General features: G+C 67.4%; 19 protein-coding genes. 12 read left to right on the top strand and 7 right to left on the bottom strand.

Features of this window, described 5'->3' with window-relative positions:
• Positions 1-2 precede the first annotated feature (2 nt).
• The 3 genes from lpxK to kdsB are packed head-to-tail and all read left to right on the top strand — an operon-like array spanning position 3 to position 1,999.
• A complete protein-coding gene (gene lpxK / locus D575_RS0111575; RefSeq protein WP_018146079.1) occupies positions 3-1,025 on the top strand; it encodes a tetraacyldisaccharide 4'-kinase in 1,023 nt (340 codons plus the stop codon).
• Positions 1,026-1,028: 3 nt separating this feature from the next.
• Positions 1,029-1,223, top strand: a complete 195-nt coding sequence (locus D575_RS0111570) for a Trm112 family protein (protein ID WP_018146078.1) — start codon at positions 1,029-1,031, stop codon at positions 1,221-1,223.
• An 8-nt stretch (positions 1,224-1,231) separates the two neighbouring features.
• On the top strand, positions 1,232-1,999 hold the full coding sequence (gene kdsB, locus D575_RS0111565) for a 3-deoxy-manno-octulosonate cytidylyltransferase (RefSeq protein ID WP_018146077.1): 768 nt from the start codon (positions 1,232-1,234) through the stop codon (positions 1,997-1,999).
• 196 nt (positions 2,000-2,195) lie between these two features.
• Here the strand turns inward: kdsB and D575_RS0111560 are convergent, their stop codons facing one another.
• The 5 genes from D575_RS0111560 to D575_RS0111540 all read right to left on the bottom strand — a co-directional run bounded on the left by D575_RS0111560 (position 2,196) and on the right by D575_RS0111540 (position 9,108).
• Positions 2,196-3,056: a PA4780 family RIO1-like protein kinase gene (locus D575_RS0111560; protein WP_018146076.1), complete on the bottom strand. Its 861-nt coding sequence runs from the start codon at positions 3,054-3,056 to the stop codon at positions 2,196-2,198.
• Positions 3,057-3,232: 176 nt separating this feature from the next.
• Positions 3,233-3,388 (bottom strand): hypothetical protein, encoded by a 156-nt coding sequence (locus tag D575_RS14580; protein ID WP_018176369.1) that lies wholly within the window; start codon positions 3,386-3,388, stop codon positions 3,233-3,235.
• A 145-nt stretch (positions 3,389-3,533) separates the two neighbouring features.
• Positions 3,534-6,989, bottom strand: coding sequence for an AAA family ATPase (locus D575_RS0111550; protein ID WP_018146074.1), 3,456 nt, complete (start codon positions 6,987-6,989; stop codon positions 3,534-3,536).
• 7 nt (positions 6,990-6,996) lie between these two features.
• Positions 6,997-8,277 (bottom strand): metallophosphoesterase, encoded by a 1,281-nt coding sequence (locus D575_RS0111545; RefSeq protein WP_018146073.1) that lies wholly within the window; start codon positions 8,275-8,277, stop codon positions 6,997-6,999.
• Between the two features lie 84 nt (positions 8,278-8,361).
• Positions 8,362-9,108: an HAD family hydrolase gene (locus D575_RS0111540; protein ID WP_018146072.1), complete on the bottom strand. Its 747-nt coding sequence runs from the start codon at positions 9,106-9,108 to the stop codon at positions 8,362-8,364.
• 127 nt (positions 9,109-9,235) lie between these two features.
• Between D575_RS0111540 and D575_RS0111535 the strand changes: the two genes are divergently transcribed.
• Both D575_RS0111535 and D575_RS0111530 read left to right on the top strand, forming a co-directional pair.
• Positions 9,236-9,820 carry a cytochrome b gene (locus D575_RS0111535; RefSeq protein WP_018146071.1) on the top strand — a complete coding sequence of 195 codons (585 nt, stop codon included), beginning with the start codon at positions 9,236-9,238 and terminating at the stop codon, positions 9,818-9,820.
• Between the two features lie 13 nt (positions 9,821-9,833).
• Positions 9,834-11,429, top strand: coding sequence for a hypothetical protein (locus D575_RS0111530; protein ID WP_018146070.1), 1,596 nt, complete (start codon positions 9,834-9,836; stop codon positions 11,427-11,429).
• A gap of 1,022 nt (positions 11,430-12,451) precedes the next feature.
• Here the strand turns inward: D575_RS0111530 and fabA are convergent.
• Together fabA and D575_RS0111520 are read right to left on the bottom strand one after the other, a co-directional pair.
• Positions 12,452-12,964 carry a 3-hydroxyacyl-[acyl-carrier-protein] dehydratase FabA gene (gene fabA, locus D575_RS0111525; RefSeq protein ID WP_018146069.1) on the bottom strand — a complete coding sequence of 171 codons (513 nt, stop codon included), beginning with the start codon at positions 12,962-12,964 and terminating at the stop codon, positions 12,452-12,454.
• A gap of 92 nt (positions 12,965-13,056) precedes the next feature.
• Entirely contained in the window at positions 13,057-13,371 is a 315-nt protein-coding gene (locus tag D575_RS0111520) for a hypothetical protein (RefSeq protein WP_018146068.1), read from the bottom strand.
• Positions 13,372-13,571: 200 nt separating this feature from the next.
• Here D575_RS0111520 and D575_RS0111515 point away from each other — a divergent pair, with 200 nt between their 5' ends.
• The 7 genes from D575_RS0111515 to D575_RS0111485 all read left to right on the top strand — a co-directional run bounded on the left by D575_RS0111515 (position 13,572) and on the right by D575_RS0111485 (position 21,020).
• The gene (locus D575_RS0111515; RefSeq protein ID WP_018146067.1) at positions 13,572-14,906 is read left to right on the top strand and encodes a hypothetical protein; all 1,335 of its coding nucleotides are present in this window, start codon (positions 13,572-13,574) and stop codon (positions 14,904-14,906) included.
• A 110-nt stretch (positions 14,907-15,016) separates the two neighbouring features.
• Positions 15,017-15,718, top strand: coding sequence for a TIGR04211 family SH3 domain-containing protein (locus D575_RS0111510; RefSeq protein ID WP_018146066.1), 702 nt, complete (start codon positions 15,017-15,019; stop codon positions 15,716-15,718).
• A 260-nt stretch (positions 15,719-15,978) separates the two neighbouring features.
• Positions 15,979-18,279, top strand: coding sequence for a putative monovalent cation/H+ antiporter subunit A (locus D575_RS0111505; RefSeq protein WP_018146065.1), 2,301 nt, complete (start codon positions 15,979-15,981; stop codon positions 18,277-18,279).
• A complete protein-coding gene (locus D575_RS0111500) occupies positions 18,276-18,701 on the top strand; it encodes a Na+/H+ antiporter subunit B (protein ID WP_018146064.1) in 426 nt (141 codons plus the stop codon). The genes D575_RS0111505 and D575_RS0111500 overlap by 4 nt, the downstream gene beginning before the upstream one ends.
• On the top strand, positions 18,701-19,048 hold the full coding sequence (locus D575_RS0111495) for a Na+/H+ antiporter subunit C (protein WP_018146063.1): 348 nt from the start codon (positions 18,701-18,703) through the stop codon (positions 19,046-19,048). Before D575_RS0111500 ends, D575_RS0111495 begins: the two co-directional genes overlap by 1 nt.
• Positions 19,045-20,550 carry a Na+/H+ antiporter subunit D gene (locus tag D575_RS0111490; RefSeq protein ID WP_018146062.1) on the top strand — a complete coding sequence of 502 codons (1,506 nt, stop codon included), beginning with the start codon at positions 19,045-19,047 and terminating at the stop codon, positions 20,548-20,550. The genes D575_RS0111495 and D575_RS0111490 overlap by 4 nt, the downstream gene beginning before the upstream one ends.
• Positions 20,547-21,020, top strand: a complete 474-nt coding sequence (locus D575_RS0111485; RefSeq protein WP_018146061.1) for a Na+/H+ antiporter subunit E — start codon at positions 20,547-20,549, stop codon at positions 21,018-21,020. Before D575_RS0111490 ends, D575_RS0111485 begins: the two co-directional genes overlap by 4 nt.
• The last annotated feature ends 95 nt before the right edge of the window (positions 21,021-21,115 follow it).

Raw genomic sequence — 21,115 nt, 5'->3', positions numbered from 1 at the left:
TCATGGGGTCGTTTCAGGCGTGGCTGAGCGCCCGGTTGTGGGATCAGTGGAGCCAGCGCGGGCCGTTCGCCGCGGCGATGTTCCCGTTGTCGTTGGCCTACGCCGGGCTTGCCGAGTGGAACCGTCAGCGCCAGGAGCAGGCGCGGCGCGATATCTCCATCCCGGCGCGCGCGGTGATCGTGGTGGGCAATCTGACCCTGGGCGGCAGCGGGAAGACACCGATGACGGTGTGGCTGGCCAAGCGCCTGCGCGCCGCTGGCTATCACCCCGGCATTGTCAGTCGCGGCTATGGCGGGCGTGGGGATGTGGCCGGGATTGCGGTGACGGCCGATTCCGATCCGGTGGTGGTGGGCGACGAGCCGTTGCTGATCGCCCGGCGCACGGGCGTCCCGGTGCAGGTGGATCGCGACCGGGTGCGCGGGGCGCGGGCCCTGACCGACCAGGGTGTGGATGTGGTGATCGCCGACGATGGCATGCAGCACCATCGCCTGCCTCGCGATATCACTATCCTGATGGTCGACGGGAGACGCCGCTTCGGCAATGGGCTTTGTCTGCCGGCGGGGCCGTTGCGGGAGCCGAAGCGGGCCCGTGAGCGGGCCGATTTCGTGATCGTGACCGGTGGCGAGCCGGGTCCCGGCGAGATCCCGATGGAACTGGTCCCGTCCAGTCGGTTGCAGCGGGTGGACGGGGCGGAGGAGGCGCGCAAGCCCCACCGCTTTGCCCGGCGCGATGCCCACGCCATCGCCGGGATCGCGGATCCGGAGCGCTTCTTCCGCACCCTGGAAGCGGCGAAGATCGGTATCATTCGGCATCCGTTTCCGGATCACCATCGTTTCCTGCCGCATCAGATCCGCTTCGATGACGAGTTGCCGGTTCTGATGACGGAGAAGGATGCCGTAAAATGCCGGTCGTTTGCGCAGGATAATCACTGGTACTGGCCAATCGCGGCCCGGTTGCCAACCACTTTCGAGCCGGCGCTACTCGCGCGCCTGGAGACGGTCAGTCGGCTCAAACACCTGGGGTAATGCATGGACAAGCGTCTGCTCGATATTCTGGTCTGCCCGGTTACCAAGGGTCCGCTCAAGTACGATCGCGAGAATCAGGAGCTGATCTCCGTCTCCGCCGGTCTCGCCTACCCGATCCGCGATGACATCCCGGTGATGCTCGAGGATGAGGCGCGCGCCCTCTCCGAGGACGAGAAGGAACGCTGGCGCGAGGCCTGAGTCGCCGCATGACGGGCTTCGTCGTCGTTATCCCGGCACGCATGGCCTCCAGCCGCCTGCCGGACAAGCCGCTGGCCGCGGTGGCCGGGCGACCGCTGATCGCCCACGTGATCAGTCGGGCGCAGGAGAGCGCTGCGCGCCGGGTGATCGTCGCCGGGGACGACGAGCGTATCCTCGACGTGGCGCGCCAGTGTGGGGCCGAGGCCTTCCTCACCGACCCCGCGCTCCCCTCGGGCACCGACCGCATCGCCGCGGTCGCCGCGGCCGAGGGCTGGGGCGACGAATCCATCGTGGTCAATCTGCAGGGCGACGAGCCGCTGACGCCAGGCCCGTTGCTGGATGACCTGGCGGCCCTCCTGGAGCAGACCCCGCAGGCGGATATGGCTACCCTGGGCGTGCCGATCCGCTGCGCGCAGGACTTGGCCGACCCCAACCAGGTCAAGCTGGTGACCGACCGCAACGGCCGGGCCCTGTATTTCTCCCGCGCCCCCATCCCCTGGGATCGCGAGGCTCATCGCGCCGGGCAGACGCCCGCAGTGGAGCAGGCGACCCGCCACCTGGGCCTGTATGCCTATCGCGCCGGGTTCCTGCGCCGCATGAGTGCCGAACCACCCGCCGCGTTGGAACAGCTCGAGCAACTGGAACAGCTGCGGGCTCTGGCAATGGGCGCCTGGATACAGGTGGGGAGGAGGACCGAGGCCCATCCCCCGGGCGTGGACACGCCGGAGGACCTGGATCGTGTGGAGGCCTTTCTCTCCGGCACGGCCCGCGTTTAACGCGCGACCGGACTTCTGACTAGCCCCATCCTTCGCGGGCCAGAGGGCCCCCTGAGCGCTTCCGAGCCGCCGTTGGTTCGCCTGCAAGCAGGCTCCTACCGGGTCTTGCCCTCGTAGGAGCCTGCTTGCAGGCGAAGCGCCCCCGCCAAAGAGCTTCGATCCTGACCAGGCTCGGTAGAATCGCTCGGACAGCCGCCTACTGGTTGTCGGGGTGGGTTGGGTCGAGGGTGGCCAGCAAGGCCTCGTGCTCCAGTCGCGCATCCTCGATCTCGTCGAGCACCCCATCCACGTCGGGGGTCTCTTCGCTGTGCACGAAGTGCCCGGTCAGGGGTGTTTCCGGAGTCAGGTCACCGTTGGCGAACAGGTCCCACATCTCGTGGGCGTACTGCGTCTCCAGCAGCGTGGGGTCCACGCGGCCGAAGGTTGTGCGCATATTGTTCACGTCCCGCTGCAGCATGCGGAATGCGCTGTTGTTGCCGGCGGCGTTGACGGCCTGGGGGAGGTCGATGATGACGGGTCCGTGCGCGTCCACCAGCACGTTGTACTCGGACAGGTCGCCATGGATCAGGCCGGCGCACAGCATGCGCTGGATCTGGCGGATCATGAATGCGAACCACTCGCGTGCTGTCTCGGGGTCCAGCTCGACTTCGTGCAGCTGGGGCGCGGTGTTGCCGTCGGCGTCCAGCACCAGTTCCATCAGCAGGACGCGGTCGAATACGCCGTAGGGGACGGGCACTCGAACGCCCGCGTCGGCAAGGCGGTAGAGCGCCTCGACCTCGGCGTTCTTCCACTGCGTCTCCTCGACCTCGCGGCCGTGACGCCCACGTCGGGCCATGGCCCGTGCATCGCGGCTGCCGCGGACCTTGCGGCCTTCCTGATACTCGGCCAGCTTGTGGAAGCCGCGATGCTTGGCTTCCTTGTACGCCTTGGCACAGCGTGTCGCATCCCCGCTGCGGACGAGGTAGATGTTCGCCTCCTTGCCGCTTTGCAGCTGCCCGATGACGGTATCAATGACGCCGTCTTCGATCAGCGGCTGGAGGATCTTGGGGATTTTCATAAGCGCGTACGGGGTTGGCGAAACGAAAGACGCCGACCTGGGGGGAACCCCGGAGGCCGGCGTCGTGCGTTCCAAAACGGTTGGGTCAGGGCAGAAAGATCTTGGGTTTGCGCTTCTCCGCCTTGGCGGTGCGTTTCTCCATCAGTGTCTTTTCGGCCTTCTTCTTGCTGTCGCGCTTACGATCCATGGTCTTCATGGGGTGGGTCCTCTGGGGCGCCGGACGGATCATCCGGCTGATTGCGTGCCCGTTTCTGCTGGCGTTTTTCTTCTTGCTTGGCGGCTTTCTTCAGCTCGCGCTGGCGCTTTTCGTATTGGTAGTTCGGTTTGGCCATAGGGCAGCAGGGTCTCCATCGGGGTGTCGCCAGCGAGGCGGGGTCACGAAGCGTTGTCTCTCCACAATAGCACCGAAACATTGTCATGGGGGCGAGCGCACGAAGAAGGGCAACGAGGCACCTGGCGTTTCCTTCCCCGTGCCGTTCAGGCGGGCGGGTGCAAGCCGCCTTGCAGGGCGCGGGCCAGGGCCTGGCCTTCGCTGATGGCCCGCTCCGCTGTGGAGTGGTGCGGTTTGAGGGTCGCGATCACGCGGTGTTCGAGCTCGGTCTCGGTCAGGATTGTGTTCGGGTCGATATAGCCGTTGTCGGTGAGCCATTCGGACAGCCGTTCGCGGGCACTGCTCTGGAAGCGCTTGACCGTACCGTTCTCCAGTTCGCGCAGGAGCTGTTCGCCGTTGCCGTTCAGCTGGTTCGCCAGGTCGGAGACGGCGTCGATGAAGGTCGCACTGACGGCCTCGGAGGCCTCCAGGGCCTCGCGGTCTACCGGGCGGCCGCGACCCTGGCGCCAGGCGCGAGTCCAGGCGCGGGCGGCCTCACTACGGGCCTGGAGCGTCTGGCATTCCGGGGGTTCCAGCAGGGAGTCGGCGGGGCCTTGTAGCAGGGATTCCAGCGCGCCCAGGCGATCCACCCCCAGCTCCAGCAGGCGCTGCAACAGTTCCAGACGGTCTCGCAGCAGGTGAAACAGATGGATACCGGCCGGATCCTGCCAGGGGTCGATCAGGGGGATGCCCCCAATCCGCTGGGCGTAGTCCTCGGGCGCGTCGCTGCCGGGGGAGGGTACCGCTTCGGTTTCCGGAAGGCTCAGCTGCTCGTGGCTACCCAGCGCTTGCTGTCCCCAGCGGCGTGCGGCCAGGTCAATGATCTCGACGCTGGACTCCTGTGCCTGCCAGTAACGCGCGTCCTCGGGCTGGGCGGTCAGGTAGAAGACCTGGCGGCCGGCCTCGTGGGCCAGTGCCTGCAGGCTTTCGGCCACCGCCCGGAAGCGGTCCGGGTCCGCCGTGCCCAGTGCCTCGTCGAGGATGAGCGGGAGCGCGCTGCGCCCGCGTTCGGCCTCCAGCGCAAAGGCGATGCGTACGGCGAGCAGAAGCTGCATCCGCGTCCCGCTGGAGAGTTCGCTGAGCGAGCGGGTGGCCCCGCTGGTGGTCTCGCGGGCGCTGAACCGGGCCGAGGCATGGGGCGAGAACTGAAGTTCGTAGTGATGCCGTGTGAAGCGCCGGAACCACTCGCGGGCCTGGCGCAGGGCGGCGGGCTGCACCGCCTGTTCGTGTTCCATCTCCACCTGGTCCAGCAGGAAGTTTCCGGCCGTGGCGAACAGGGCCTGGTCGAGTCGCTGGGTCAGGGCGTCGCGGGCGAGTTCGCGGCGGGCGCGGGCGGTTTCCAGCTGGCGTTCATGGCCGGCGCGGTCGATGGCCGCTTCGATGCGGGCGATCTCCTCGCTAAGCCGGTCGCGTTCCCCCGCCTGGTCACGCAGGGTCTGAAGTTGTGATTCCAGGGGTTCCGCGGCATCGGCCTCGACCGCCTCCAGCAAGTCCGGGCGGTCCTCGAGGTGGCGGCGGCGTTCGCGTTCGCGTTCGCGCACATTACCCAGTTGCTCGCTTAGCTCCTGCCAGGCGGGCCACAGGCGCAGCCTCTCGCGCAGGGTCGCTTCATCGTCATTCTCCAGGCCGGCCGCTGCGTACAGGGCGGCGATCTGCTCCCGCGTGCGGTTCGCGTCGGCTTGCAGGCGTTCGAGTTCGCGCTGGGCGGCCTTCTCCTCCCGCTGCGCGGTGTCCCGCGTCTGCAGCCGGGCCGCGAGACGGTCCAGCCGCTGGGCCAGGGCATCCGCCGAAGGGTCGGGGTCCGGAGGGGCCACGGCATACTGGGTGAGAAAGGCCATGACGGGTGCCCGGGTCGCCTCCCGATCGGCTGTCAGGCGTTCCTGCTCCGCCCGGGCCGTGTTCACGGCCTGGCGGGCCCGGTCATGGTTCGCGGTCAGGTGGATCCAGCGCTGCAGCGAGGCATCCATGCAGCCGGGGTCGAAGCCGACCTGCCGGGCAATGTCCTTCAGGCGCCCCTCTTCCCGGTCGCGGGCGGCGCGCCGCTCTTGCAGTTCCCGTTCGAGTTGAGCGCGGCGCTCCGCCGTTCGCCGCGCGCCCTCCGCAGTTTCAAGTTCGCGCTCCAGGTGGGTCAGCCGCTCGCGGACCGCGTCGGCCGCCCATTCCGTGGGTAGCGCCAGACCGGTATCGCGGAAACGTGCCTCCGCGGCCTCGCGCGGGATGCTGTCGGGCGCCGGGCGACGACCGGCGATGTAGGCGCCCCAGGCGACCGGGAGCGCGAGTACGGCGAAGGCGGGGTGTACCAGCACCGTCGCGGCGCCAATGGCGCCGCCGGCCGCGAGCAGGGCGACCCCGGCGGCGACCCGGCGCAGGCCGGTCCAGGGAGTGGGACGCGGAGAACCCAGCCAGTGCAGCAGCTCGTCGCGGCCGCGGCGCAGTGTGTCGGGGGTGGGCAGGGTGTCCTCGGTCGGAGGCAGGGAGGCGAGTTCGTCTTCCCGTTGCGCGATGCCGGCCTGCAGCCCACGCAGGGTCTCCAGGGACTGTTCCACCGAGTGGAGCGTGGCGGGGTCCAGGGCCGGAGCCGCCTCTGGCGTGCCCCCCAGCTCTTCGGTTGCCTGGTGCAGTGTCGCCTGGGCCGCGTGCAGCTCCCTTGTCGCCTGTTCCAGCCCCCTCTCCAGCTCCAGCAGCCTGCGAACCACGGGGCGTTGATCGTCCACGCGATCCGCATCCAGCTCGGGGTCCGCCAGTCCGGCTCCCTCGCGGCGCTGGCGGGCGTCCTCCTCGCGTTCACGGGCCTGTTGTTGTTCGTGTTCCAGGCGCCGCATCTCGTCCTGGAGCGGGGCGAGGCGTTGCAGTTCGTCGCCGCGGAGCCGGTCCAGACCGGGAGGCAAGGCCGCCATCCGGGTCTCCAGATCCCGGTGTTCGCGGCGCGCCCCCAGCAGGTCCAGGGCGCGTGCGTACTGATCGGCCTCGTGGGCGGCGCGCTGGGTCTGCTGGCGTTGCGCCTGCAGGTCGGTCAGGCGCTGTTCGTCGTGCTGCAGGCCGCGTTGCTGCTGGCGGCGTTCGCGCAGTTCCTGTTCCGCGGCCGTCAGCGCCTGGGACTCGCTACGGGCGTGGGTCGTCTTCAGGGCCAGCGCGGGATCGTCGCGCAGGGCGGGCAGGTCGTAGCCACCGGCCAGTTCGCGGGCCAGGCGCAGGCCGATCTCCTGCTCGGTGCCGTGGTCGGCGTTCAGCAGGTCCTCGATGCGCAGGGTGTAGCAGTCGATGAAGCGATGATCCGGCAGTGGGGGCGCCTCGACGCGTTCGCCATTGCGGGACCAGGACAAGTCGGTCCCCAGCCGATGGGCCTGCAACCGGCCCTGGGCATCGACGAAGGTCGCCTCGATGTGGACCCCGGTCTGGCGCAGTTCCTGGGCATACAGGGCGGCTCGCAAGGCGCGCACCAGGCTCGATTTTCCGGACGCGTTGGGCCCGATGGCCACGTTCACGCCGGGCCCCAGGGCATCCAGGCGGAACCCCGGATGGATGCCCGGCAGACGGACGATATCCAGTGAGTCCAGTCTCATGCGGCCCTCACGCTTCGCTCTCGCGCTGGAGCAGCAGCCGGTCAAGGGCGTGCAGGGCGGCCGCTTCCAGGTGGCGGGCGATCGCCTCGTCATCCGGACTCTCCGGGGCGAGGGCGCGATAACGCGGGTCATGAATCACCTGGGCGAGCGGACCCCGGGCCTTCTCCAGGAGTTCGCGGCGGGCCGCGTGGTCCGGGCCTTGCAGCAACTGGAGCTTGCGGGCCAGCAATGCGGCGGGATCGCTGCCCGCGGCGAGTTCCGCCAGGTCCAGGGCGGGCAGGGCCTCCAGGCGCCAGTCATGGACGAAATACAAACGGCCGCCGAGGTCCTGCGGGGTGGCGCGCGGGTCGTCGGCGTACAGGCTGCGCTCCAGCGCATGGCGTTGATCGCTGCGTCCGGTCAAGCGCAGACGGCAGCCGACGGCCGCAGGCCTGTGGCTCCAGGTCTCCAGCTCGGCATGGAGGGCTCCCAGTGCCTCGGTCACCCGGCGGTGGATATCGGCCGCTTGCTGCAGGCCATCCACGGCGATCTCGAGGGTATGCCAGGACAGCGGTGCCAATGGAATCTGCTCGATCGCGAGGTCGCCGCCCGGGGTGATCTCGAGACACCAGGGGCCATGGCGGCCGGGTTCGCCCGGATCCATGCCGCTCAGGGAGCCCAGATAGCCCATCGGTCGGGGCGCGGCGAGCGGATCGGGGCGGTGGATGTGGCCCAGCAGCCAGGCCTCGACCGGGGCGGCCTCCAGGTCGCTGCTGCGCACGGGGGCGTGCGGGCTGCGGGACTGGTCACGATCGCAGTGCAGGAGCCCGAGGGTGGCGCAGTCTGTGGGGGCGGGAAAACCGCCTTCCAGCGGACTGGTGGTTACGCGCGCTTCGGGGAACGACCAGCCCGCAATCCGTAGGCGCTGATCATCATGGCCGCGCAGCTCGCGGGTTTCCCACTGCCCGCCGGCCCCCAGCAGCTCGAAGGCCGGCAGGGATTCGGCCAGCCGTGGCAGGACCTGGACGTCATGGTTGCCGGCGACGCCGAGTACCCGGATGCCCGCCTCGGTCAGGCGCTCGACACCCGCCCTCAGGTCGCGGTAGGCCTCGTAGAAGTCGTCCTCCTGTTCGACCACGTCGCCGGCCAGCAGCACCGCGTCGATGCCCTGTTCCACGGCGTAGTCGACGCTGCGGCGCCACGCAGCGGCCGGGCCGAGGTTTGCGATGCCGAGCGCCTCGTCCACTGCGGGCGGGATGCGGGACGGCTGTCGGCCCAGATGGATGTCGCCCACGCACAGGAGCTTCATGGACGCGGGGAGGCGGTCGGGATCATGGGCGCAGTTTGGAAGAATCGCGGACCAAAGCCAATCCCGGACCGTGGCCGGGTTGGCTCAGGCTTCCATGCCGAGTTGCCGGGGCAGCTGGCCGAGGCGGCCGAGGGTCAGGCAGGGGCGGGGGTGACCGTGTTCCCAGGGGAGCGAGTCGGGGTTGAACCAGGCGGCGCGGAATCCGGCCTGTAGTGCCCCCAGGACGTCCGCGGTGCTGTCGTCCCCGACGTGCAGGATGGCGTCCGGCGTTACGCCCGCCTGTTCGCGGGCCTGGTGGAAGATGCGTGGATCGGGCTTGGCGGCCCCGGCCTCCCCGGCGGCGATGGCGAAATCGAAGTGTCGGCCCAGGGGCGTGCGAAAGACATCCGCGTTACCGTTACTGATCGCGCCCAGGCGGAAGTGGCGTGCCAGGGTTGCCAGCACATTCTGGGCCTCGGGATAGGGCGTGACCTCGTTGCGCGCCTCCCAGAACACCTGGAAGCCTTCACCCGACAGACGCTCCGGGCAGCAGCCACAGGTTTCGGCCAGTTCCCGCAGCCAGCGCTTGCGCAGGCGGGTCAGGTCGTGGCGCTCGTGGTCGGGGGCCGCGCGCATGAAGGCCGTGCGCGCCTGGATCAGGGCTTCGGGCCCGAAGCGCTCGCACACCTCGGGCGCCTGTTCGCGCAGCCAGGCATAGAAGCGCGCCTCGGCGTGGTGGATGACCGGCATCACCGGCCACAGCGTGTCGTCCAGGTCGAAGGTCAGGCAGCGGATACCGCCGGGTTCGAACGCTTGAGGTCGAAAAGGCGCGGGACGGGGTGTGTGGTTCATCCTTGCAAGGTTAGCGTGGAACCGTCACGACACGACCATTCGGATAACAGCCTTGGGGATACTTGCGGCATTCCGCAGTCGCAGCGGACTGCTACGCTGGGAAGGAAGCGACGAGGAGGTCTTCGACATGCAAACAACCAACGATTCCGGTGCCTGGCCGCGCTACAGTCGGGGCCAGCGGGTGGTGCACTGGCTGGTGGCGGTATTGGTGCTGGGCGCGCTGAGTCTCGGCGGGACGATTGGCTGGTTCGGTTTCGAAGGGTTGCAGGCGCGCTTCGGCGAGGATGCGACCAACACCATTTACACCTGGCACAAGAGCTTCGGGGTGCTGATTCTGGCACTGATGCTGGTGCGCATCGGGCTGCGGCTGCGTCATGGCAAGCCGCCCTACGCGGTGGCACTCGCCCGTTGGCAGCGGATTGGCTCGGAGGTGGTGCACGGGCTGCTCTATGTCCTGCTGATCGTGATGCCGGTGATCGGGTGGTGGGCGACCGCGGCCGGGGGCTATCCGGTCCAGCTGGGGCCGTTGATCCTGCCGGGCTTGTTCCCGGAAAACGAAGCCCTTTCGGAGATCCTGTTCGGCTGGCACCAGGCGCTGGGGATGGCCATCCTGATCCTGGCGCTCGGCCATATTGCGGTGGCGCTGTTCCACTGGCGCGTGCGTCGGGATGGCGTGATGCAGCGAATGACCTTCGGTTCGGCTCGGCGCTGATTCCGGGGCGCCGATGCTGCGATTGCTGCTGACCTTTGTTGCGCTGAATGCGGTGCTGCTGGGTCTGGAACTCCCGCGCTACGCGGGGCTTGCACCGTACTGGTTGGCCTGGGAGGCCGTGCTGCTGGTGGGCCTGTTCGCGCTTCTGCCGTCGGGCCGGCTGGCGCGGGGGTTGGCGTGGCTGGCGGGCGGGCTCCTACTGGCGCTGGTGGTGTTGGCGTTGTTCGATGCCCTGACCCGGGCCAGTCTGAACCGGCCGCTCAACCTGATCCAGGACTGGATACTGCTGGATGCGGTGTACCAGTTGGTGACCGGGAATCTCGGCTGGGTGGCCACCGTGTTGCTGGGCATCGTCCTGATCGCCGGGCTGGTCGTGGTGATCTGGGGAGCGGCTCGGGGGCTGTATGCGCTGGGCAGCCGTGCCGCAGGCGCGCGGCGGGTGCCGCTGCCCCTTGCCGTTGGGCTGCTGGCGCTTGGCCTGGTGGGTACGGCCGCCGGCATGCGCGACGTGGCGCCCGCCGGAACGGTCGCGCCGGCGGCTGGGATGGTGCAGCAGCAGATCGCGGCGGGGCAGGCCGCCATCGCGGAGAACCGGGCCTTTCGTGCGCGGCTGCAGCAAAGCCGTGAGCAGGCCGGGGCACAACCGCTGCCGGGACTTGCCGGGGTCGACGTGATTCTGGGCCTGGTGGAGTCCTATGGCGTCTCCGCCGTTTTCGACGAGCGCTATGCGCCCGTGATCGTGCCGGGACTCGAGTCGATCGGCGACGATCTCGACGCCGCGGGCCTGCACGTGGTGACCGGCGTGCTGGAGGCGCCGATCGCCGGCGGGCAATCCTGGCTGGCGCAGGCCTCGCTGCTGTCGGGTCTGCAGGTGCGCTACGCCGGGCACTACGACGCGTTGCAGGCCGAGCCCCGCGATACCCTGGTGCAGGATTTCCAGACGACCGGCCACCGCACGGCCATGCTCGCGCCGGCGATCCAGCTTGACTGGCCGGAGGGCCGGTGGTTCGGCTGGGACCGGATGGTGGGCAAGCACGACTTCGACTACGCCGGGCCGCCATTCTTCTGGGTAACGATGCCGGACCAGTACACCTGGTCGTTCTTCGACCGCGAGGTGCGCGCGACGTCGGAAGACCCGGTGTTCGCGATGCTGGCGCTGGTCAGTTCGCATGCGCCCTGGACGCCGATCCTGCCGGTGCTGGAGGACTGGGATGCGATCGGGGATGGCGCGATCTTTGACCAGTGGGCCGACCAGGGGCCCGCGCCGGAGACGCTGTGGCGGGACTTTGGTCGCGTGCGCGAGTACTACGCGGAGTCGGTGCGCTACTCGCTGGAGGTGACCGGGGCCTACGCCGCCCGGTTTGCCGATGAGGAAACGCTGTTCTTCATGCTGGGCGATCACCCGGCGGCTGCGCTGATTACCGGTCAGGACGCGAGCTGGGCGGTACCGGTCCACGTGATCTCGGGCGATCCGGAATTACTGGAGCCGTTCCGGGCGCGCGGCTTCGTGCCGGGCATGCAGCCGCCTTCGGAGCGGGCGGAACATGGCTTCGATGCCCTGCGCGGCTGGTTGCGCGATGCATTTGGCGGGGCGCCCGGAAAGGACTGATCGACCGGCTACTGTTGCAGGCTCTCGAGCCGATTGGCTGGCCCCGGTTCGTCATCTGGTGTTTACGGTGGCTTCGTCGGGCCGCCTGCCAGGCGCTGACTCGCCAGCGCGCCCCGAGGCACTTTCTTGCTTGCCCAAGAAAGTGCCCAAAGAAGGGCACCCGGATTCCGCCCGGGAACCTTGCTCCAGGGCCCTCGGGCCGGCGGCGCTGAACTCGCTGCGCCTTCGGCTTCGCTCAGACATCCAGCGCCTTCTCCCGGCCCGAGCACCCTTCCGCAAGGGGCTCCATACGGGAGGAGAAGGTCAAAACAGACGGTATCCGGACCCCGGCCGCTAGCCCCCGTCCCGTAGGGTGCGGTTGAGCGCGCAGCGAAACGCACCGTTCTCCACGCCGTGCGAAACCCTGATGCGATTCGCTGCGCTCATCGGCATCCTACGAAAGCCTTGGCACGCGCTATGCGAGCGCGGCACGCAACGGCCGCAGGCCGAGCGTGCCGAAGATGCTCGAAGACCTAGCCCTCATCCACTAGCTACATCGTTGGAACGGCTGTTGTTTTGACCTACCTCCCCGTTGTCGTCGCGCCGAGTGGAGAGGGTTTTCGCGGGACGATTCAAAATAGACACGGGGCGCTGGATGTCTGATCGGAGCCGCAGGCACAGCGAGTTCAGCGCCGCCCGCGAAAAGCCTCGGAGCGAGGGAAACCCCGGCCCGCGCAGCAGGCCGGGGTCGCGGCAGTCGGGCGTGTTTCTTGGGCACTTCTTTGCACGAGCAAAGAAGTGCCTCGCGGCGCGCTGGCGAGTCAGCGCCTGGCCGGCGGCCGGACGAAGCCACCGTAAACACTGAACGCTGAACCCAGGCCAGCCACCACCGTGCAGGTGGCGGACCGAAGCCACCGTAAACGCCAGACGATGAACCGGGGCCAGTCAGCAACCGGCAGGCGGCGGACCGAAGTCGCCGTAAACACCGAACGACGAACCAGGGCCAGCCTCCACCAGGCAGGCGATGGCGGAATCCGGTGGGGCTAGAAGTTTTCGGTGGAGGTGAACAGGCCGACGCGGAGGTCGTGGGCTTCGTAGATCGGGCGGCCGTCGACCTTGACGATGCCGTCGCCGATGCCGAGGACCAGCTTGCGCGAGATCACCCGTTTCATGTCGATGTGGTAGGTGACCTTCTTCGCGGTGGGCAGGACCTGGCCGGTGAACTTGACCTCGCCCACGCCCAGGGCGCGGCCGCGTCCCGGGTTGCCGAGCCAGGCCAGGTAGAAGCCGACCAGCTGCCACATCGCGTCGAGGCCGAGGCAGCCGGGCATGACCGGGTCACCCGGGAAGTGGCAGGCAAAGAACCAGAGGTCGGGGTTGATATCCAGTTCGGCGATCATCTCGCCCTTGCCGTACTGGCCGCCGTCGCTGTTGATCTCCAGGACGCGGTCCATCATCAGCATGTTGGGGACCGGCAACTGGGCGTTGCCGGGGCCGAACATGTCGCCGTAGCCGCAGGCCAGGAGTTCGTCGCGATCGTACTGATTCTTCTGCATGGGAGCGCCGCTCGGGGAAAAGGCCGGTATTGGACCGAAACCCGCGCGCAAAAGCAATTGCGGCGGGCGTGGTGGCGCTGACGGGCCGGTCGTCAGGCGTCGGATGGATACCGTAGCAGTTCCGCGAGGGTGAAGAAGCGATCGCCGCGCAGGTAGCCGGCCTGGATGTCGGCGGTCAGGGCCGTCGGGCGCCCCTTGCCGTCGCGTTCGGAGACCCAGGGCGCGGGCACGGTATCCAGGATGTGCGTGCAGGCCAGGCGCCCGTCATCCAGATGGCTCGCATGGACCTCGCCGGTGCGGCGGTCGCGGAAGGCCGGGAGCCAGCCGGCGGTGAACCCGGCATCCAGCCAGGCGGGGTTCTCGGTGCGGGCCGGGGCGGGTGCCGGCAGGAGGTCGAGGCTGAGCATCGCGAAGTCTCCGGGGATTTAATCCGGATATCGGCGCGGGCGCCGCAAACTTGAGTACGGATCCTTCCGGGCGCCGGCAGGCGTGGAGGCGTTGCGACATAATCGGAGCGCGAAGGCGGAGGTCCGAGTTGCGCTGGAGGGTGCGGGCACCGACCATGCCGTAAAACAATAAGCAAGGGGTCGTCGTGGCGGTCACTGTAATGCTGTGGGTAGTGGGGGTTGTTGTCGCGATTATCGTGCTCGATCTGGCGCGACGGCCGCTGCGGCGATTGCTGGTGGGCCTGACGGGTGGGATTACGCGGCTGGTCTGTGCCCTGCGGCGCCAGGTGCTGCATCTGCGCGATGCGGCTCAGCGCTGGCACCAGGCGCATCTGGCGAGGCTGGAGGCGGAGCGCGTGCATGTCGCGGTGCATGCCCTGGAGCGACGCTACGCTCGGCTGGTGGGCCATGATCTGGCCGAGATCCCCGATCTGCGCCAGCAGGTCCACGAGACGCTGCGCCAGCTGGAGGACGCCTACGCCCGCGACGAGGGGCGCTTGTCCGCCGACCCGGGCTGGGTCAGCCGGCTGGAGGCGCTGGTGAGCACGCCCGTCGGCGAGAGCCCGCAGGGGCAGCGTCTGGCGCAGGACATGCAGGAGACGGTGCTGCGCATCGCTCGCCTGGGTATGGAGGAGCACCGCCAGATGGCCCGTGGCCTGTTGTCGGCGCGCCGCCGCATGGAGGCCCCGTTGCACGAGCTGACCGGGCGCCTGGAGCAAGTTCACCGGCGACTGGCGGACCTGCAGCGCCAGGGGGAACGTCTCGACAACGGTTTGACTCGTTGCGAGAGCCGTGACCATCCGGCGCACCGACAGTGGCCGGCGTATGCCCAGGCGGGTAGCCAGTGGCTGCTGGGCGCAGCCGGACTGGCGCTGACGGCGGTCGCAGTGATCGTGTACCAGCGCCTGTTCGACCCGGCCCTGGGCTCGCAATTTCCGGCGTCCATGGAGGCCGGCGGCGTCGCCTTCCCGGATCTGGTGGTCGTGATCCTGTTGGGGGCGGCCGCGGTCTGTGGCTGGCTGCTGGCCGAGGCGCGCGGTGTCTCGCGGCTCTTGCCACAATCCCTGATGGACGGCAGCGAGGGCGTGCGCCGCGCCCTGGTGGTGGTGGCTGCGGTGGCATTGGCCGCACTGGCGCTGGTCTCCGGGTTTGGCGGTTTTCACCTGGAGTGGGTGGCTTATCGCCAGGAAATGGTGGATACCCTGCTGGCAGGGGGCGAGGCACCCCCGGTGACGCTGGATCTGTTCGAACAGTCGGTGGGGGCGATCCTGGGGCTGGTGATCCCGCTGATCGTGGCGTTGGCACCGATCTGGCTGGTGGGCGTCCTGCAGGCGACCCGAGTGATGCTGGGTGGACTTCTGAGCTTGCTGCTCGCCGTGCTGGCCGGGGTCCTGTACCTGCTGGCGGTGACGGCGGCGCAGATCCGTCGACTGGCGCCAATGGCGTTTGACCTGCTCACGTTTCCGTCGCGGGTGGTGCGCGAGCAGTTCTTGTAAGGCTCGCGGCAAGCGTTATGTGAACTCGATCAACCCCTGGCGCGGCCTGGCACGCGCTGCGCGGATACCGCTGTAGAATGCAGCGCCGTTGATCCCTGACGAATCAAGAGATGGCAGAAGACATGACGACGAATGGGTGGCCGATGCGGGTGATGGTGCTGGTTCTGGGCGGATTGCTGATGGTGGCCTGGAGCGGCGCCGCCGCTCAGCAGACCCGGTATATCAGCGAGGAACTGGAGGTCGGCGTGCGTGGTGGTCCGTCGAACCAGAACCGGATCGTTAGCGCAGTACGTGCCGGACAGCCCGTGGCCGTGATGGAGCAGTCCGGTGACGGCTGGAGCCGGGTGCGGCTGCCCAGCGGCAACGAGGCCTGGATCCTGACCCGCTACCTGCAGGACGAGCCGCATTCGCGCGAGCGCCTGGCCGAAGTCGAGGCCGAGCTGGCCGAGATCCGCTCTGGGGCAGATGACCAGGAGGGCCGGATCGCGGAACTGCTGGATCGGCGCAATGCGTTGACCGCGGAACGTGACGAACTGCAGGCACAGCTCGCGGAGATGGAAACCGAGCTGGAAGAGCTGCGTGATATCGCCTCGCGGCCGCAGGAAATCCAGCGCGAGAATCGCCGCCTGGAAGAGAACCTGATCGATGCCCGCGACTCCGCCGACGAGTATCGCCGTCAGGTCGAGGTGATGCAGGCGGACAGTCAGCGCAAGTGGTTTATGACCGGGGCACTGGTCACGGTCGGTTCGGTGATCCTCGGGATCGTGCTTACGCGGATTCCCGCCCGACGCCGTCGCAGTGAATGGAGCTGATACCGGGGTCTTGATCGGCGCTTTCCTGAGACCGGTTCTTCTCGTCTGAATCGGCCGCTGTCAGCGTGTCTTTCGGGGCTTGCGCGAGGAACGTCACGTTTCTTGCGCGGCCTCGGCCGAGTCGGTAGGCTTCCGCGACCGATTTGACCCTGGGGTGCCTTGAGCGGCTTGCCCCGTCAGGATCGGAAGGACCCTCACATGCGCGGTCGCGGTCGCGGCCGCGTGCCTTGGCCCGGAACTGAAAGGACTGAGCTGACCGGATGCTGTACGCAATTCTGTCAACGTTCCTGGTGGCGGCGTTTGCGCCCACGATCCACCGCCTGACCGGCCGCACCAGTGGCTGGGTGCTGGGCCTGTTGCCGGCCGGGCTGTTCGTCTATTTCCTGAGCTTCCTGCCGGCGGTTTCCAGCGGCGAATCCATCGTGCTGGCCTGGCCCTGGCTGCCGGGGCTGGATATCCAGCTCTCGTTCTTGGTGGACGGCCTGTCACTGCTGTTTGCGTTGCTGATCTCGGGTATCGGTTTCTTCATCGTCACCTACGCCGGGCGCTACCTCGAGAAGGATCGCGATCTCGGGCGCTTCTACGTGATTCTGCTGGCTTTCATGGGGTCCATGCTCGGGCTGGTGCTGGCGGATAACCTGATCGCGATGTTCGTGTTCTGGGAGCTGACCAGCATCACGTCCTACTTGCTGATCGGCTACAACCACGAGAACGCGGACGCCCGCAAGTACGCGCTCCAGGGTCTGTTCGTAACCGTCGGCGGCGGCCTGGCGATGCTCGCCGGCGTCATCATGCTGGCGATGGCCGGCGGCTCCTACGAGATCTCCGAGATCCTCTCCAACGGCGATGTGGTGCGCGAGCATGCGCTGTATCTGCCGCTGTTGTTCCTGATCCTGCTCGGGGCCTTCACGAAGTCGGCACAGGTCCCGTTCCATTTCTGGCTGCCGCGCGCGATGGCGGCGCCCACGCCGGTCTCCGCCTACCTGCACTCGGCCACTATGGTAAAGGCCGGCATCTACCTGCTGGCGCGCCTGAATCCCTCGCTGGGTGGCACGGATGTCTGGTTCACCACGCTGGTGTTGGTCGGCTCGGTGACCATGTTCACCGGCGTGTTCCTGGCCTACCGCTCCACGGGCGTGAAAAAGGTGCTGGCGTATTCCACGGTGATGGCGCTGGGCACCCTGACCATGTTGATCGGTATTGGCACCGAAACCGCTCTCATGGCGGCGATGGCCTTCCTGCTGGCGCATTCCCTGTACAAGGGCGCGCTGTTCATGGTCGCGGGCATCCTGGATCACGAGGCCGGCGCCAAGGACTTCCTGCAGACCGGCGGACTGCGCAGCACGCTGCCGGTGACGGCGGCATTTACGATCCTCGCGGCACTGTCGCTGGGGGGCGTGATCCCGCTGTTCGGCTTTGTCGCCAAGGAGCTGATGCTGGAGTCGGTGCTTGGGGCCCCGGGGTTGGTCGGCATCCTGACCCTGCTGGCGGTGCTGACCGCGATCCTCGGGGTGGCGGTCGCCGCGATTGTCGGCATCCGGCCGTGGTTCGGGCCGAAGACGGACACGCCCAAGACCCCGCAGCATGACGCCCCGGTGGCCATGCTGGCCGGCCCCGCGGTGCTCGCCAGCCTGGGCCTGATCTTCGGCCTGGGGCCGGGGCTGGCCGACGAGGGCCTGATCAACGAGGCGGCGGCCAGCGTGCAGGGCGCGCCGGTGGACGGCTATCTGTCGCTGTGGCACGGCCTGAACTGGCCGCTGGCGATCTCCGCCTTCAGCCTGTTGGCCGGTGGGGTTCTCTACTGGCGCTGGGAACAGGCGCGCCGCGCGCTGGCCTGGGTCGATCGTGCCGCCGAATACGGCCCGGAGAAGGGCTATTTCAAGATGATGGACGGCCTGGTGTGGCTGTCCGAATGGCAGACCCGAGTGCTGCAGAACGGCTATCTGCGCTATTACGTGATCGTGATCGTCGTGGTGACCGCGGGTCTGGTCGGGGTCACCGCCCAGCTGTTCGAGGTCGGCGTCGGGTCGCTGAATCTCGAGCGCCTGAAGGTCCACGAGATCGCCATCCTGGCGGTCCTGGTGGCCTCCATGCTGTTCGCGGTGCTGACCCGCTCGCGACTGGGCGCGGTGGCGGCCCTGGGCTCGCTGGGCTTCACCGTGGCGCTGGTCTACGTGCTCTACAGTGCGGCGGATGTCGGCATCACCCAGGTGCTGGTCGAGACCCTGACCGTGATCCTGCTGGTGCTGGTGCTGTTCCGACTGCCGGGCTTCCTGAACCTGTCGTCCACCGCGCTGCGCCTGCGTGACGCCGGCATTGCGTTGGTGATGGGCGGCATGATCACGCTGCTGATCCTGAGCACCGTGGATGCGCGGCTGTTCGACTCCATCTCGCAGTACTTCATCGACGAGTCGGTGCCGTCCGGTTACGGCCGCAACATCGTTAACGTGGTGCTGGTGGACTTCCGTGCACTGGATACCCTGGGCGAAATCTTCGTGCTGGCGCTGGCGGCGATCGGGGTGTACGCGATGCTTCGTTTCCGCGCGGAGGACCGCCGATGAACATGCATTCCCTGATCCTGCGCACCGCGGGACATTTCCTGCTGCCGCTGCTGCTGCTGTTTTCCGTGTTCCTGCTGTTGCGCGGGCACGACGAGCCGGGCGGCGGTTTCATTGGTGGGCTGGTCGCGGCGGCGGCGATCCTGCTGTACCTGTTTTCGATGGATACCGAGTCGGCACGCAAGGTGCTGCGGGTGGACCCTCGGGATCTTCTGGGTGCCGGCATGGTGCTGGCGGTGATCAGTGCCATTCCCGGCGTGTTTCGCGGGCAGGCCTTCTTTACTGCCCAGTGGTGGGAGTTCACTGCGCCGATCTTCGGCGAGATGAAGCTCTCGACCGTGCTGATCTTCGATATCGGGGTGTACCTGGTGGTCATCGGCTCGGTGTTGACCATCATGCTCAACCTCGCGGAGGCGGAGGACTAATGGAAGTCGTCATGGCCTTCGTGGTCGGCGGTCTCTATGCCGCGGCCATCTACATGATGCTGCGCCGCTCGATCGTGAAGCTGGTGATCGGCCTGGTGCTGCTGTCGAATGCCGCCAACCTGCTGATCTTTACCGTCGCCGGCATGACATCGGGCGCGCCGCCACTGATCTCCCCCGGGGACACGGTGCCCGAGGGGGTCGCGGCCGATCCCCTGGCGCAGGCCGTGGTGCTGACGGCGATCGTGATCGGTTTCGGGGTGCTGGCGTTCGCCGTGGTACTGATCCACCGCGCCTACGAAGTGGTGCAGGCCGATGACATGGACCAGATGAAGGACACCGATCGATGATGATGTCCGTGGCCCTCCCGATCATCGTGCCGCTGCTGGTCGGTGCGTTGTCGGTGATGTTGTGGCGTTCGCACTTCGCGCAGCGGGCCCTCGGTGTGCTCGGCACCGGGCTGATGCTGGCCGTCAGCGTGTGGCTGCTGGCGGATACCTGGGAGCACGGGCACGTGGTGATGGAGATGGGCTCCTGGCCCGCGCCATTCGGTATCGTGCTGGTGTCCGACATGCTGGCGGCGATCATGGTGGTGCTGACCGGCATCATCGGGTTCGCCACGGCGATCTATTCGCTCTCCGGCATTGGCAAGATGTCGGAGAAGTTCGGCTACTACCCGCTGCTGCATCTGCTGCTGGCGGGGGTGAATGGCGCGTTCCTGACCGGCGACATCTTCAACCTTTACGTGTGGTTCGAGGTGATGCTGGTCGCCTCCTTCGCGCTGCTGATCCTGGGTGGGGAGCGCGCGCAGATGGAGGGGGCGATCAAGTACGTCACCCTGAACCTGCTGTCGTCGATGATCTTCCTGACCGCGATCGGCCTGACCTACGGGCTGACCGGCACCCTGAACATGGCGGATATCGCCGACAAGCTGTCCACCGTCGAGGACACCGGTCTGGTGACCGTAATCGCGATGCTGTACCTGGTCGCGTTCGGGGTGAAGGCCGCGGCGTTCCCGTTCTTCTTCTGGCTGCCGGCGTCCTACCACACGCCGAAGGTGGCGGTCTCGGCGCTGTTCGCGGCGTTGCTGACCAAGGTCGGGGTCTACGCGCTGTACCGCGTGTTCACGCTGATCTTCAATCAGGAAGTCGACTACACCCACGAGATCCTGCTGTGGGTCGCGGCGGCGACCATGCTGACCGGCGTGCTCGGGGCGGCCGCGCATTACGAATTCCGGCGCATCCTGTCGTTTCACATCATCAGCCAGATCGGCTACATGATCATGGGTCTGGCGCTGTTCACGCCGCTGGCCCTGGTGGGCGGGGTGTTCTACATCATGCATCACATCATCGTGAAGGCGAATCTATTCCTGATCAGCGGGATCACGTTCGTGATGAAGGGCACCCACGAGCTGAAGCTGATGGGCGGGATCTACCGTACGCATCCAATGCTGGGGGTGTTGTTTCTGATTCCGGCCTTGTCGCTGGCAGGGCTGCCGCCGCTGTCGGGTTTCTTTGCCAAGTTCATCATCATCCGCGCGGGCATCGAGGCCGAGGCCTACTGGGTGGTGGCGGTCGCGCTGGTGGTCGGGCTGCTGACGCTGTACTCGATGATCAAGATCTGGGCCGAGGTGTTCTGGAAGGCGCAGCCGGAAGGGGTCGAGGGCGAGACGCTTGACGTCACGTCCGGCCCGATGATCTGGATGTGGGTCCCGGTGATCATGCTGGCGCTGATGACCGTGGCCATCGGCCTGTACGGCGAGCCGATCTACCAGATGGCTTTGATGTCGGCCGAGCAGTTGCTGGATCCGTCGCAGTACATCGAGGCGGTACTCGGGGAGGCCCGCCAATGATCGCGCTGACCTGGAACATCGCGCTGGCCCTGATCTGGGTCTTTCTGACCGGGACGTTTACCACCGGCAATCTGGTGGTCGGATTTTTCCTGGGCTACGTACTGCTGGCCTTTGCCCTGCGTGACAAGCCGGGGTTTGCCAGCTATGCGCGGCGGGTGCCGAAATTCATCGGGTTTATCGGGTTTTTCCTGTGGGAATTGTTCCTGTCGAACCTCAAGGTTGCCTACGACGTGATGACGCCGACTCACCACATGGTGCCGGGCGTGATTGCCTTCCCGCTGGATGCCAAGACCGATGGCGAGATCACCATCGTCGCCAACCTGATCTCGCTGACGCCGGGGACGCTGAGCCTGGACGTCTCCACCGACAAGAAGGTGCTGTACATCCACGTGATGTACCTCGAGGACCGGGATGCGGTGATCCGCTCGATCAAGTACCTGGAACACCGCGCGCTGGAGATCCTGCGCTAGTGGGCCATGCGGTTAATAAGGTAACGCTCAGAGCCACTGTGCTGGCGCGAATCAAGGCGCGTTTCGCAGGGAATGGCAGCGTCCTTGCCAAGAAA

The organism is Thioalkalivibrio sp. AKL6 (assembly GCF_000376905.1).
In the GTDB taxonomy this organism is placed as follows: domain Bacteria; phylum Pseudomonadota; class Gammaproteobacteria; order Ectothiorhodospirales; family Ectothiorhodospiraceae; genus Thioalkalivibrio; species Thioalkalivibrio versutus.
Note: the sequence above shows the minus strand (reverse complement) of the source record. Positions and strands in the feature narration are given on the sequence as shown.